This is a genomic window from Vibrio sp. HS-50-1 (assembly GCF_024747315.1).
Lineage (GTDB): Bacteria > Pseudomonadota > Gammaproteobacteria > Enterobacterales > Vibrionaceae > Vibrio > Vibrio diabolicus.
In genome coordinates this window covers 450,117-465,153 of the sequence record NZ_JAMPZF010000048.1, presented here as the reverse complement: position 1 = coordinate 465,153, position 15,037 = coordinate 450,117, and the positions used below count along the sequence as shown (strand labels likewise).

Genomic DNA, 15,037 nt, shown 5'->3' with positions numbered 1-15,037 from the left:
TCTTCGTTATCTTTCTCGATCGCGTTTAATAGTGTGACAACGCAACCCGAATAAGTTGTTTTGTTAACTTGGCTGATCTTTTTTCTTATAAGCCAGTAAATCCGCAATGGGTGTTTGAGCAAAAATGACCGTTTTATTATCTCTTCCGTGATGACTATTGCCCTGATAACCACGGAGAAGATCCACTTCTTTAACCTCTGCAGGCCAACCAGTAAAACGAATCAACCTAGAACCATTCTCTTTTTTTATACATTGGCGCAAGCACACTCGCTGCGACCAATCACCATCGCTTTGCCTTAACTCAAAGTAATCATCTGACTCGTCCAGCGTCGTATAGCCCGGATATTCGAAAACTATCTCGACAGATTTAAGTAAATACACGACCGCTACATTTTTATTTACCTGGCTTCGTAACATTGCGTATTTTTCAGGTTTTGAGGTCACAGCACTTGGTAATACTGAGAGCAGACGAACAGAACCGTCTCCAATTTTAAAGCTTTTCTCACTGCTATAATGGTTAAGATCAGTGACTTTTATGGCCTTGGTTCCGGGATCACTTTCTAGTTCAGATAGTTCACTCTCGCTCAATCGTTTACTGTTATAAGCCAAATATACTTCTTGCGGCTCACCTTTAATCTTGTAAGGAAGCCATATATGCGGGAGAGGATAACCTTGCGCGCTCCGCTCCACTGGGCTAGAAGCATTAATAGGGCTCAAATTTGTTTCAATCTTTTCTTTGATTTGTGGCTCATAGCCGGTCATGACTATCTCAACTTTTTCCTCAACTAAGTTGAACACTCGAGCCTCTCCAGAGCCATTCAAAGAGCCTTCACTTACCACCTTGCCGTTCTGCACGATTTGGAAAGGCTCATAAGCGAAAACACCGCCTGTTTCAGGATTGGTCATATAGATATCGGCGTGCCTTTTGCGTCTAGAGCCTTCACGAACACTATTAATGTCCGTATCTGAAAAGTAACCATTTTCCGTAATTGCCACTTCGCGCCAAATTTTATTGTTCCAAACAACATACACGTAGCCTGATGTAAACACTTCTGCAGCTTCATCTGATTTATCGCTACTAGGGAAGTGCAGCGGAACCACAGGCACCAACACGTTATCCCACTCATCCATCTGAGTATCTTTATCAACGGGTTGCAAGTCTTCGGCGAGTTTAAGCAAAATTGGCTGAGGCTGGTCAGTGCAAGGGATTTTGATATAGAGCGTTTTGCCCTCAGCTTCGAGATCTTTAAATATCGCGAGGCTGCGGTGTTTGTTTTCTGTATCAACCTTGCCTACTGTGACTTTTTCTTTTTGAGCTTCGGTTTTTCCCAACATCAAACATGCCGCGTTGCTAGACCACTGCCCTGCAAACTCGACAACGATTTTTTGATCTGGACTTGGCTCAGAGGGGACATGCGTGTAACTACGAACTAAAGCAACATCTTCGGTAACCTGCTTGTATCCTGCTTTAAAAGCTTTGCTTTCATTCGAAGCAGATACAGAGTCAACGAGTGTTTTAAGTCTAGGGAAGCTTTGCAGCTGAGAGTCCGTCAATGGCGACCGACGAGCAACGGTAGATAATGACACCCAATTGCCTTTTCCCAATTCGATTCTTATAGCAGCTAGCAATGCGCTGGTCGTTTTTTTGGCAGAGATGGAAATCTTTTGCGCCAATTCTTTAGGGAGGTTTCTAAGGATGTCATCTGAATTTCGCAAACGCGAAAGCTGTCCTATACACTCGTCCGGTGTAAGAACATAAGATAGCTCGTTGGAGGATAGCTTCGAGCTAGGTATAAATTTGCAAACTAAATGCATTTGAATTCTCCACAACCAACATCGTAAATATGGCTGCGGTGACAATTAAGCTGATAAGGCTTACAAGTACGATTTGGTCTGCGTATCCTACTTACTTAGCCATTTATTTTCAACGAGATAGAAAAATCGCCCGAAATCAAAAACACCAAACAAATGGTGATTTTTACTATCAAAACATGCGATTTAACCACAATAAAAGCCAGTAACATCACCCACTCTGTCAAAATGGTAAAATCTTACTCTCTAAAAAAATTTAATTTATGGACTGAAGTTAACAAAAATCGTAGTAACGTGCGCTTCAGGTAAGCTCGAGGAAATTCAGAAGTTTATGAGGTGCCCTCCTCAGCAACAAACAACAAATTGACTGTTACTGAGGAAGTTTAAATAAAAAGGTGAGCGCATTACGCACTCACAAAAGTAACTGCTCTGAAGCTTGCTAGGATTAAATTTGCTTCATCGCGAGTTAAAGAGGCGAGGTATTACCCATCGACCTCATGCAGAACACTATACTCAGAGTATAGAAACGAGCGTAAATATATAATATTTAAAAAGATTTTCAACGCGACACATTCACCACAGCACCTACCGAGCGACCATCACAATCACGTCATACACACCTAAAAGCAACATTGGCCTAGTTATTATAGTTATTCAGCCTTGTATTAAGACGATTCATTAATTCGAGTAACTTATCAATAAAGGCAATTATTTTGATAAATATCACAAAAAGTCCCAAAGAAATAAAGCGAGCTAAACGCTCGCTTTATTTATGCCGCATTTTTTAAAGTTTTGTTATCACTAAAATATCGGTTGTAAACAGCACCTAAGGAGGCTGTACTTGCGAAACGATCATAGTTAAATGTTGCTTGAGCCTCTTCGGCAGAGGCAGACAGCTTGTTGGTACCATTCACATAAATCGTCACCGCCCCGTCTTTCAGTCCTGAAAGATCTAAGTCAATTGTCCATGAGTCTGAAAACACGGTTGCCATGCCTGTGGCTTCTGTACCATCAGCGTCGACTGCTTTGATATCTATGAACTCACTATCTTCAAATCGTTCACTGCTACCACTTATTGTCACGCTTTCCACTCCAGCAACATCATTGATAGCATCTAGATGTATTGTTGGTGTGATTGGCATGGAGTAAGCCGTGTTCTGGCTACCGGTGTTTCCTGATAAGTCTTGGTAGTCACGAACTAGTAACGCCACATTCAGCTCTGACGAGTCTGGTACCACTACATCACCAGTCCAAACACTTGGGTCCGCGGTTGCCATTAATGAGGTGATCGTCGTGCCACCTAACTCCGCCGCTACGGATTGCAGATCTTTATCGAATTCCAGTGTTACCATCACGCTTTGGCCGATGGCTTGGTGCCCAGGCGTAAACGTCACGTTAGTCAAGGTTGGCAGAGACTGCGCGAGTGTAAAGCTCTGGCTTTCACTCACTTCAATACACGCTGAGTTCGTCCCCGTCACCATCACGGTGTAAGTGCCATTGGTTTGGTGACTCATATCAATTACGTCACTGGTCCAAGTGCCACCGGCTTGTACTGTCGCACTGCCGCTTTTTAGTACCGTCGCGCTGCCTTGGGCTTTCACTTCAAGACGCAGGGACTGACCGTCAAAACGTGTCGACGTACCTTCGAATTGTAGCGTGGCAGCATGCGTTTCATCCACACTGCCCACTGGCGTGATGGCTAAGGCGGGCGTGATCGGCATGGAGTAAGCCGTGTTCTGGCTACCGGTGTTTCCTGATAAGTCTTGGTAGTCACGAACTAGTAACGCCACATTCAGCTCTGACGTGCTTGGTACTACCACATCACCAGTCCAAACGCTTGGGTCCGCGGTTGCCACTAATGAAGTGATCGTGGTACCACCTAACTCCGCTGCGGCGGATTGCAGATCTTTATCGAATTCCAGCGTTACCGTCACGCTTTGGCCGATGGCTTGATGCTCAGGAGTAAACGTCACGTTAGTCAGCGTTGGCAGAGACTGCGCGAGTGTAAAGCTCTGGCTTTCACTCACTTCAATACCCGCTGAGTTCGTCCCCGTTACCATCACGGTGTAAGTGCCATTGGTTTGATGACTCATATCCATTGCGTCACTGGTCCAAGTGCCACCGGCTTGTACTGTCGCACTGCCGCTTTTTAGTACCGTCGCGCTGCCTTGGGCTTTCACTTCAAGACGCAGGGACTGACTGTCAAAACGTGTCGACGCACCTTCGAATTGTAGCGTGGCGGCATGCGTTTCATCCACATTGCCCACTGGCGTAATAGCTAAGGTCGGCGTGATCGGCATGGAGTAAGCCGTGTTCTGGCTACCGGTATTCCCTGATAAGTCTTGGTAGTCACGAACCAGTAACGCCACATTGAGCTCTGACGTGCTTGGTACCACCACATCACCAGTCCAAACGCCTGGGTCCGCTGTTGCCACTAATGAGGTGATCGTTGTGCCACCTAACTCTGCAACGGCAGCTTGCAATGCTTTATCGAATTCCAGCGTCACCGTCACGCTTTGGCCGATGGCTTGATGCTCAGGAGTAAACATCACGTTAGTCAGCGTTGGCAGAGATTGCGCGAGTGTAAAGCTCTGGCTTTCACTCACTTCAATACCCGCTGAGTTCGTCCCTGTCACAATCACGGTATAAGTGCCATTGGTTTGGTGACTCATATCCATTGCGTCACTGGTCCAAGTGCCACCGGCTTGTACTGTCGCACTGCCGCTTTTTAGTACCGTCGCGCTGCCTTGGGCTTTCACTTCAAGGCGCAGGGACTGGCCGTCAAAACGTGTCGACGTACCTTCGAATTGTAGCGTGGCGGCATGCGTTTCATCCACATTGCCCACTGGCGTGATGACTAAGGTCGGTGTGATCGGTAATTCGTGAGCGGTGTTATCCTCACCTATGTTGCCAGTCAAATCTTTAAACTGACTAACAACCAAGTCGACACTTAACAGCGCGGTGCTCGGAACTTGTACATCACCAACCCAGACCTTTTTATCTGCCGTTGCTGACAGAGAACTAATGCGATTGCCGCCAAGCGTAGCAGTCGCCTCTTGGAGCTCTTTATCAAACTCAAGCGAGACACTCACGCTTTGCCCCACACTCTGATGCTTGGGGTTAAATGTCACATTAGTCAGTTTTGGTAAGGTTCCTTCAACCGCGATACTTAAACTGCTTCCCTTTCCTGGAATGGTGTTGGTACTTTGGTAGCTATCATCCTCTACCTGTATTGTTATGTCTTTATCTTGCTTTTCTGGACTGATGTAATTAACCGTCCACGTAACATTGTCTGAAGTCGACCAAGTATCTTGTTTTAACGTTCCTGTTGCACTGCTATCACTAGCGACAAGATGGACATCTGAGATATCAAAGTTAGTAACTTCTTCTGTAAAGTTAAACGTAAGTGTAATCTCTTCGCCCCCAAAAAGAGGGGCGCTTGAAGCAGTAGATATACTTAGCCCGGGAACGGTTGCCGCTTCCACATGTGCGTCAATAGAACTCTCGTTCTTGTTATCCACCTTGTCTGTTGCTGCCACCGCGATCGTATGATCACCTTTAGGTAACAAATAGCTTATGACATAAGGCCCCGTTTCGGTTGTCGGCTCAGTAATCGCTTGAGGAGCCACAGTGCTGCCACCACTCACCGCTTTTGACGTGACGATGTTTAAATTTTTATCTGTAATGTATGCACTAATTTCTAGCTGATACTTATCGTTTGTCGGTATCTTAGAGATTTGATTAGCACTTAAGCCAGAGATACTTGGAACGTCATAATCAACAATAGACTCGATCACTTGTCCATCATAACTTTTGCCTAGTAATTCAAAGCTTGTATTCTCTCTTCCAACTGAGTCCGTCACCGTCACCTTAAGGGTATATGACCCTTGGTTATCGACGGCAAAGTTCATCATTCCATTACCACTAGATGAGATAACATCACCTGAGTAACGCAAGGAATCACCTAGGCTTGGAATAAGCTCCACAGAATATTGTGAAGCTTTCACTCTTTCTCCTTCCACCGTAGATACCGTAAACGGCTGGCTCGCCTTGGTTAAAAACAGTTTCCCACCCTGCAAACTCGTAATTCCATCGAAATCAATCGTGACTTTAGGAACACTAATATCAATGACTTTTCTGATGTCTGAATATAGCCCAACACTATCTGTTGCTTTGATATCAACCGTGATTGAACCACGCCCCTCTAACTGAGATTTTGATAGTTCAAAGTACGTAGATGAACCGTTCCCATCCTCTACTCTTTCTTCTTGATAGCTTGGGTTTAAAACCGAGTAGTTTACTTTTGCCAGGCTGCTACCAGTGTCCGTTATGTCGAAACGAAAACGAACATTATCTGGATTTGTTGGCGATTCAGTTACGATAATCTCATCGCCAACACTTGGAGATGTATTGTCAACTTTAATATCAACGGTCGCTTCACCGACTCTCGACCACACATCCGTTGCGGTAATCGTTGTCCTGATCGTTTTCCCATCCGCATCGCTAGGAAGTTCACTTGTAAATGTTGAACACTTGTAGGTTGGATCATCTGCACACACCTCTAATTGTGCAAACTTCTCCGGATTATCTTTATAGTTGTAGGATTCCGTTCCAAATCTGGCCATCACATTGTCTAGTCTAGAGTTTTCATACAGCTTAATTCTGAACTTGGCGACAAGCTGCTGACCATTAATGGTTGTGTTTCCAACCGGATCAGTAATTTCAACGACTACCGAACCTTTAGGTAATTCAAGCAATAGATCGTGCTCTGGCGTCAAGTTTCCTGCTAAATCAGATACGTTCTTGATTTTGTATTCTTGAGTTGTACTCAGACCATCAATAATATCGGCGTAGGATTCAGAGTACGTACACTTGATATTTCCAACACCTTTGGCACAGGTCGTTGGTGTATAAGCTTTGTTGCCAAGATTACGAACCAGCTTTGGATATTTATCTGAACTTTCAGTATTCACGCCTGACAAAGCATCATTGAAAGAGAGCTCAAATGTGAGCATCTTCTTCTTCAAAGCTTCATCAAACCAAACATCACTTCCTTTAAAACTGTATGAGTTACCATCAACGACTGTTGGTGCATCAATATCCACCATCGAAAAATTGAACTTGTTGATCGTTTCACGCCCATTTGTACCCAAGGTTTTAGTGATCAAAGTGACAGGTGCTTTCGTCATGTTTTGCCCAACATTGACACTACAACTGTAAGGTTCTTGCGATACGTTGATAACACCAGAAGTTGGTTGCTCATTAGTTGGTGGTGCATCTAGAGAGTTGTACTCTTCACGAACCCAACACTCTAACGTTTTGGCTTTGACCGCACTCAATGTAGTAAAGGTGACATCAAGAACACCATCAGATAAGTAGTTCTGGAAGTCCAGCGGACTTGCAACCGAGAGAACCACGCCTTCACGCTGTACGCTAAAGGTTTGGTTTACTTTTCCAACCTTTCTGTCTTTTTCGTCAAGGTAACGAACTTTGTTGTAAACCTTTATATCAAGTTCATAGTTACCATCTTTGGCAATTTGTGTAGAAAGCAGCGTTGCCGTCCAAGTGCCATCTGCGGTTTCTGAAAACGTAAAGTTAGTCCCGTTTTGCTCTCCAGAAAATCTATACGTTGAGTCAATTCGATCAACGCCACTGTCATCAACAATATCAAGCTTAAGTACGATATTCCCATCTTGATAGATGGTGTTGTTTGTAATTGGCGTTCCATCCGTGTAACTCATCGCTAGCGTTACCTGCGGGATGGAATTGTACACTTTAACGGTAAAATCTTGCTCACCACTGGTTAAGGTTGTGTTGCCACGAACATCAGACCCTTTTAAACGAACCTTGTGTGTACCCGTACCTAAATCACCAAGGCTCACTTTGAGATCTTCATTGATTTTTTTACCTGGAGAGCCAGGTAATGGCTCCAGATCGCTAAACGTCCAATACTCTAAGCTTTCTCGGTTTACACCATTAATTGAAATATCACCGTTGGCATTCAGGTCTAACGCCGTTAGGTCAAAGACATAGTTTCCTAAGTAGTAGTCATTCGCATTGAAACCACTTAACCCTAATGTTGGCCCATCACGATCAAGAATAACCTTGCGCGTGTTAGAACTAGATTCAAAACCGTAAATATCGGTTGCTTTTACATACAGTGACGTGGTTTTTTCATCTTCAGAAATGTCTATTTTATCTGTGTCACTCTTAATGAGAGACATTACAAACTCTTTAGATGAATCCGTTGGCACAATTGTCTTAATTGGCGAATCTTTACCATTCTGATATAGAGAGACTTGCTCAATGTCTGAATCGTCTATTACAGATTTAAATCGCACGTTGAACTCACGCCCGACAACATAGTTCTCTTTGGACAATGTGTCTTCAACCCAAGGCGTATTTAGGATGATTTCTGGGCCTTTGTTATCGACTTGGAATGTGAATTTCCCTGTTGTACTAACATTGGCAGGGTAAGCATTGTCCGTCGCAGTGACATAAAATTCATTCCATTCATCGTAATCAAATGCTTTTGAAACCAGTTGGACTTTGACGTCAGGTTGTTCACCGACTAGGTATGGTACGTCACACGTCTCTGTTAGAGGGTCACAGCTTTCTAATGTCAGTGCCTGACCAGATCCTCGGCGAAGATCTATTTTTACATTATTGCCGGGGCTTAACGTCCCCCAATCAATAACAGGTGTCCATTGGTTGTTACCGCCTAAACGACTTTGAACCTGCTCACTTTTTACAATAGGAGCTTCAGAGTCGATACGAATATTGAATCTCGGAGCCGTGCTAGTTAACTCTGAAACGGAGTTACCTAAATTATCCTCTGCCGCTGCAACGACTAACCAATCACCATCACCCGGGTAAATCGTCGCGCCTTGATTTGAACAAAGCCCCCCCGTACATAATTTGACTTTAAAGGCGTCTTTCGAGTTATTCGCAAAGTCCTCTGGTGTGTATGTGACTTTTTCACCCGTTTGCTGGTAGAAAACAAGACCTCTTGAAGAAAGCTTGTCACCCACAACGTCTTCAACCTTGAAGGTCAATTCATGGGTATTTTTGGCATTTAAATAAATACCGCCTTCTACAGGTTTACCATCGACATCATTAGGTGGGAGGTAACTCGTTTTAGGGAAATCATTATCAATAAATACCGTTTCTATGAACGGAGCTTTGCCATCGTAACCATACGCATTACCATGTGGGTCCATGGCACTGGTTTCCACAGCAAACTCTACAATATCTTTTAGTTCACTAGACTGAGAGTTAAGGGTAAAGAGGTACTCTTTTCGATAAGCATTGCTGTTGCCAGGGTTCTCTACAATGTTGATGTCCAGCGGTATTTCAATGTTTGGCTCACTGGCTTGATACCACATCGTGCTAAACTTCGGACCATAAGCGTCGGTTTCTACAATACCAGAAGGATCGTCTAGGATAATTTTAGAAACAACTTCACCAGCAATATAAAGCCTATTGCCAACCATCGTCTCTCGACCGCTTTCAATCGTTAATTTTGGCTGTGGAGGCAAGATATCGATACTGCTACCCTCTGTATCAAAAATGTTCTTACCATTTAAGTTAGGATTAGCCATCGAAATATCATCAGCATAGAGCTGCGCGATATTGGTCTCAATACCGTATTTGCTCGCCATGATTTCGTAATACGATTGCGCTAAATCCTTTCGATAAGTATCGGAACCGAATTGATAAGAATCGAGCATAACCTGACGTCCACCAACACCAATACCATTCGCTTTTCCATCAAAGCTCAAATCATCGTAAATAGCGGAGGCAAAATCTAATGAGTTATTTCTCGGCATTCCTTGAGCAATACTATCGATGGCTTCGACAAGAAATCGGTGTAGATAATCGTTTGATGGCTTTTCTGGAATCGCTTTAGTCGTAAGCATTTCATTGGTTGCATAAGGCACAACCGTTGGGTCAAACCCAAAGAATGAGTTGTTATTCGTACCTGATAACGCATAGCGCACCTCATCAAGAATTTGAATCGCACGTTCTGAAGTTTTCTCTCCCGCTGTCACTTGATCCCACTGGAAATCAAACAAACCAGTCTGATATGTCGATAGTTCAGTAATATAGTAAGTTTGAGAACCTTTGAGCTTAAAATACACACCAATATTGGCCTTGTTTAAGTCAACCGTTACTTTCTTGGTCCCTGGATCTCTTTTCCATTGGTAATAGTATGGCTCACTGCCTTCGATACCAATTAAACGAACACGCATGAAATCATAATTCACTACGTCAGTTGTGGTTTCACAGCTCGCTACGTCAAGAGCCATGGACTGGTCACTTTCCAGTTGCTGGATAGTGGTACAACTTGCAAGTGAAGTGAATTCACCACTTGGGCTCAACCCTTCAAGTTGAGCTCGCGCACCAATAAATGGTGTCACCACTTTTATGGTTGGTAGGTCAAAGCTACTTCTAAAATATACTTCTCTTGGAGTGCTTTCGTTATCAGACTCATCGACGGTTTGAATGACTAACTTTTGACTACTGTTTTCTGATACCGATTTAAAGCTGTCACCCAAAATATCTCTTACAAACGGAATGTAATAGATGACATCCTCTACTCGCCCATTGCTGTCTAACAGCGTTTCGTGCGGAATTTTTGCGATGTAATCGTCATCTGATGCAGTTGTATCAATAACTTGCTGAAGTGAGTAGTTGTTATCGTTGTTTTGGCTTACGTAGTACTTGACGACGAGCTTAAGCTTATTAGCGTTGGAGCCTAAAACCGTATCGGTATTTACGTCTGATACTTTCACACGAACATAAGGGATTTTATTCTCTTTCAATAAATTAGCGTTGAAGTTACTAAAATCTACCCCTTTTAATGAATTCTGAATCCCTATACTTGCGTACGCATAGTCAATCTTCAAGAAATCGCGGCTCGCTTGAACATTGTCTGGGGTATACGTATCTTGAGAGTAGATACCATCATAAGTGGTTCGTTCACCATCTAAACCGACATTTACGTACGTCATTGACGCACCTTCAGGATAAGTAATCGTTTGTGCTGGCGCTTGATCGTCACGACTTACTGCATGCTGAGCGGTGCCCGTATTGCCTTTGCTATCCTTCGCTCGAACCTCAAAGACCGTCGTAGATAGGAATTCATCAGTTGGGTAAGCCTTACTAAACTCACAAGCATTTCCAGATTCTACAGTTACAGGAGAACATGTGACGTCCTCATGTAAGCCATCTTTAAATGAAATACTGACCGAACTGATCTCTTGCGAGCTTTCTTTTACAACCCCTTTCAGAACGTATTCTTTAAGTTGGTTATTAATTGCACTCGCCGATGTAATATCGATAACAGGCGCATCGTTATCCCATTCAAAGTTGATATGAAGACCCGAATGGCTGCCTGGAATTAACTCATTACCCAGTACATCCGCTGTATATAAGACTAACCGTGCTGCTGTTACGTTTGAGAGCCCTGTGGCAGGGTTCATATCCACACTATCGATCTCTTTGGTATTAATGTTAACTTTAACGTTGGTCTCTCGAAGGCCAACTTCAAAATCATCAAATTCAACCGAACAGAATGTGCTTCCAAAATCTTGTATGTCGTTACATTGAAATTCACCAGACCAAGAGCCATTAACCTGATACTGAATAAAGGCGGATACGTCTTCTACGCCGATATCATCTACAATCTTTAGATCAACTTTATCGGTGCCAGCGAGCACATCACTGTCCGTACGAGTAACTATTGGCGCATCTGTATCGATATCCGTACCATCTCGCGGTGGAATGACGCCATCAGTACTGCCATATGTACCTAAGTCATTAAGCTTCTTACTAAAGTCGACATAGTCTGCGGCATCAGTACCAGAGATATTGACACTTGGATCGTTTACCACGATCAGAACATGCTGAGATAAATCACGTGTATAAATGTCGCTATTTATCTTTTTCTGTCCAAAGCTGAGGGGAGTCACTGCTCCTGAAGTCTGGCTCACTTCAAGACCATCAAGAACACCATCGGCAATAACATCCCGATATTGGATGTCAGCGAAATGCATTGAAGTGTAGACGTTATCGCTGTTGCCGTATTTTTTTATAAGATCGTAAGAGTAAGACGAGTATGCAGTTAATAAAGCGCCGTATTGATGCCCAGCACTAGCAAAACTGCTTTGCCCACCTTTGGTTATATCAATAGGTTTGGTCTCATTTACGTCAAACCCATACATGCTATTGATACTATCCAAAGCGGTTGAAAAGGCACTCTCATCTGTGGATCCTTGAGAAATTTTGTACTTTGCCAAGCCTGCTGCCAAGTTCGACAGCGGAGTAAGCATTAACTTTTGCTCACTCCCCTCTTTAAAGTTCACAACACCTTCAAATTTAAGTGTCTTCGCATTGCTCACTGATACCGTTTCATTCGTAAACGGGTCGGTATAACTCCCCTCTTTTGCAACAACAAAAAGAGGCATTGAAGACGATTCAAACTCTAGCAGATAGTTTCCGAACGCATCAGACGTCGTGTTAGCCAACTTCCGGCCTAAGTTTCCATTTTTGAACTCGAAAACCTCAATCTTTGCGCCATTTACAGGGGCGTCAAAAACCATACCGGAAATGCTTCCTTTGCTTCTAGCTGGAGGTGTGTTGTCTCCTCCATCACCACCACCACATGCACTCAATAAAAGAGATGTAAGCGTAAGACCTAATGTTAATTTCAGCGTATTTTTAGCGAACATAGTAATTTGGCAAAATATATTTTGCCGAGATTATATTATTGTAAAATATTTTCTCAACGTGACAATAACACCATTTAAAAAGCCAAAAACACCAGACCAACCGTCACTTTTACTAAATTATTAAATTAAAATCATCACCTATAATTATTCACTTAGTTAAAACGGAGGAATTAGCCATACTTTAATGCTAGGTTTTATTTAAAATATTATACTCTACGCACAACTGTCAGCCTTGATAAACCACCAAAACTAATGACTATTTTAATAATAAAAAGGAGTGTGCGAACTCCTACCGCAACCCTTCTCACCATTGCCTTACTCATTTTTATTAGCGTGTCGCTTTCTCACCACATCCTCACTCCCATGGATAGACTGCCTACCGTTAAGCCTTTGGAGTTCAAGAATGAGGGAGTTCAAACGCCTTTTGAGGTGGGTACTCTTAGACAAAAAATCACCATAGGTGTGGTTGAGTACTCGTTTGTCGCTTCATTGTTAAAATCAGGGATAAGTCAAAAAGAGATTAATTTGCTATTGTCCCTTATTAAAAGTAACTTTAATATTATTGATTCAGTTAAGAGAGATGACCATTTTATCTTAAGAACTAAGTTAAATAGTAGAAATGAAACCTATATTAGTTCTTTTTACTATTTAGGTAGTAAAACCGATTTATTTATTATCAATGATGGGCAAGGTAACATATTTGATGAACATGGCGTGTCAATAAAAAATAAACTCCGATTTTCAGATCCATTTGATAAAAGCTACAGAGTAAGCTCTGGCTATGACTTAAAACGAACACACCCAGTAACTAATATAACGACTCCGCACTTTGGCACTGACTATGCAACACCAGTAGGTACACCGGTTCGTAGTATTGCTGATGGTATCGTTTTAAAGTCTCGTTACAACCGTTTTGCGGGCAACTACATTAATATCCGCCACACAAATGGCTCTGTATCACGCTACCTACACTTATCTCAACGCAACGTCCACGTTGGCGAGAAGATCAGCCGAGGACAAGTGATAGGAAAAACGGGTAACACAGGAAGAACAACAGGGCCGCATTTACACCTTGAACTGCACATCAATGGTATTCCGGTTGATTACGAGCGATACATTCAAAAGCACCCAAACACTGACGTTAATATAGAAATGCTGATTGCAGCGAGAAAAGAAAAAGCAGAATTAACAGCGGAATGGCAACGGTATAGACAGTCAAACCGGCAATAAAATACTTCGGTTCGATCTTTCTTCATTTATCTGAAGCGAGTCCTCGTAACCCTCTGAGCGCTTCAAGACCTGTCGCCACTTTCCAAGTTCAGGACAAAAAAGAGCCGCTATATGCGGCTCTTAATGATGCGAATCTTTGTTTGCAGCCCATGAGTTAATATTTTTGTGGGCACAACTGAATGTAGCAAACTTGCTGGCACGTAACACGCTTAGACTTCAGAAAAAGCTATCGTCCTCCAGCAAGAGCTTTAATGGTTCAGCATCCAACTGCTGTTGATCGCCTCTCCCTGCTCATCCAGTTTATGAATAATATAGTCGATAAATACTTTTACTTTCGCGGGCACAAACTTACGACTTGGATAGTATATATAGACACCTTGACCATCGGTTCTTTGAGGTTCAGAAACCAACATCAGTTTACCTTGCTGTACTAAGTCTCGAGCAAGATATTGGGGCATCAGTGCAATCCCTGCTCCTAAACTCGCTAAAGAGGCCATCGCATAACCATTGTCTACTGTCACTTGATGTGTAGGACTAAATTCTACTAATTGACCATCTAAAGGCATCGTCAAGGTAAGCAAGCGCCCCGATTGTTTATAGCGGTACATTATCCATTTGTGCTGGTTAAGCGCTTCAACACTCTGAGGCCGACCAAACTTCTTTATGTACTCCGGACTGGCAAACATACCCATATCAATAGGACATAATCGCCTCGCAATTAAGTTGCTGTCATTTAGTCTCCCGCTTCGAATAGCAACGTCCATCCCACTCTCCAATATACTGGTGTATTCATCGGAAAAGCTAAGATCCAACTTCACTTCAGGGTAACGTTCGCAAAACTCTGGAATCAGCGGAGTTATATAGTTTTGCCCGAACGATAAAGGAAGGCTGACACGAAGTGTACCAAACGGAGATGCAATACTTTGATGAAGCTGCTCTTCACTACTTTTGAGCAAGTTGATCACTTCTCTTGCCGTCTCAAGGTAGTTAAACCCCGCTTCAGTGAGCTGGAGTTGACGTGTTGTACGGTGCACTAAACGAACACCCAAATCCTGTTCTAGGCGAGCAATCGCTTTACTAACAGTAGAAGGCGACTGCCCTAATTGATTCGCGACTGCCCTAATTGATTCGCGACTGCTGTAAAGTTCCCTAAGTCCACAACAGATACAAACAACTTTATTAATGACAGCTTATCCATAACGCTCACAATTAATGAAAAATAATCACATCTAATATGACAGAAAAAGTATTTTTGTGTCATG

At 43.0% G+C, this 15,037-nt stretch carries 4 protein-coding genes; 1 reads left to right on the top strand and 3 read right to left on the bottom strand.

Going from position 1 to position 15,037, the window contains the following annotated elements; all coding sequences use genetic code 11:
- Nucleotides 1–63 precede the first annotated feature (63 nt).
- Nucleotides 64–1,815, bottom strand: a complete 1,752-nt coding sequence (locus tag NDJ01_RS21370; RefSeq protein WP_258587302.1) for a hypothetical protein — start codon at nt 1,813–1,815, stop codon at nt 64–66.
- A gap of 767 nt (nt 1,816–2,582) precedes the next feature.
- The gene (locus NDJ01_RS21365) at nt 2,583–12,416 is read right to left on the bottom strand and encodes a tandem large repeat (RefSeq protein ID WP_258587301.1); all 9,834 of its coding nucleotides are present in this window, start codon (nt 12,414–12,416) and stop codon (nt 2,583–2,585) included.
- Between the two features lie 381 nt (nt 12,417–12,797).
- Here NDJ01_RS21365 and NDJ01_RS21360 point away from each other — a divergent pair, with 381 nt between their 5' ends.
- Complete coding sequence (locus tag NDJ01_RS21360) at nt 12,798–13,775, top strand: peptidoglycan DD-metalloendopeptidase family protein (RefSeq protein ID WP_258587300.1); 978 nt, start codon at nt 12,798–12,800, stop codon at nt 13,773–13,775.
- 248 nt (nt 13,776–14,023) lie between these two features.
- On the opposite strand, the gene NDJ01_RS21355 is transcribed toward NDJ01_RS21360, so the two are convergent.
- Entirely contained in the window at nt 14,024–14,809 is a 786-nt protein-coding gene (locus tag NDJ01_RS21355; protein WP_258587299.1) for a LysR family transcriptional regulator, read from the bottom strand.
- Nucleotides 14,810–15,037 lie beyond the last annotated feature (228 nt).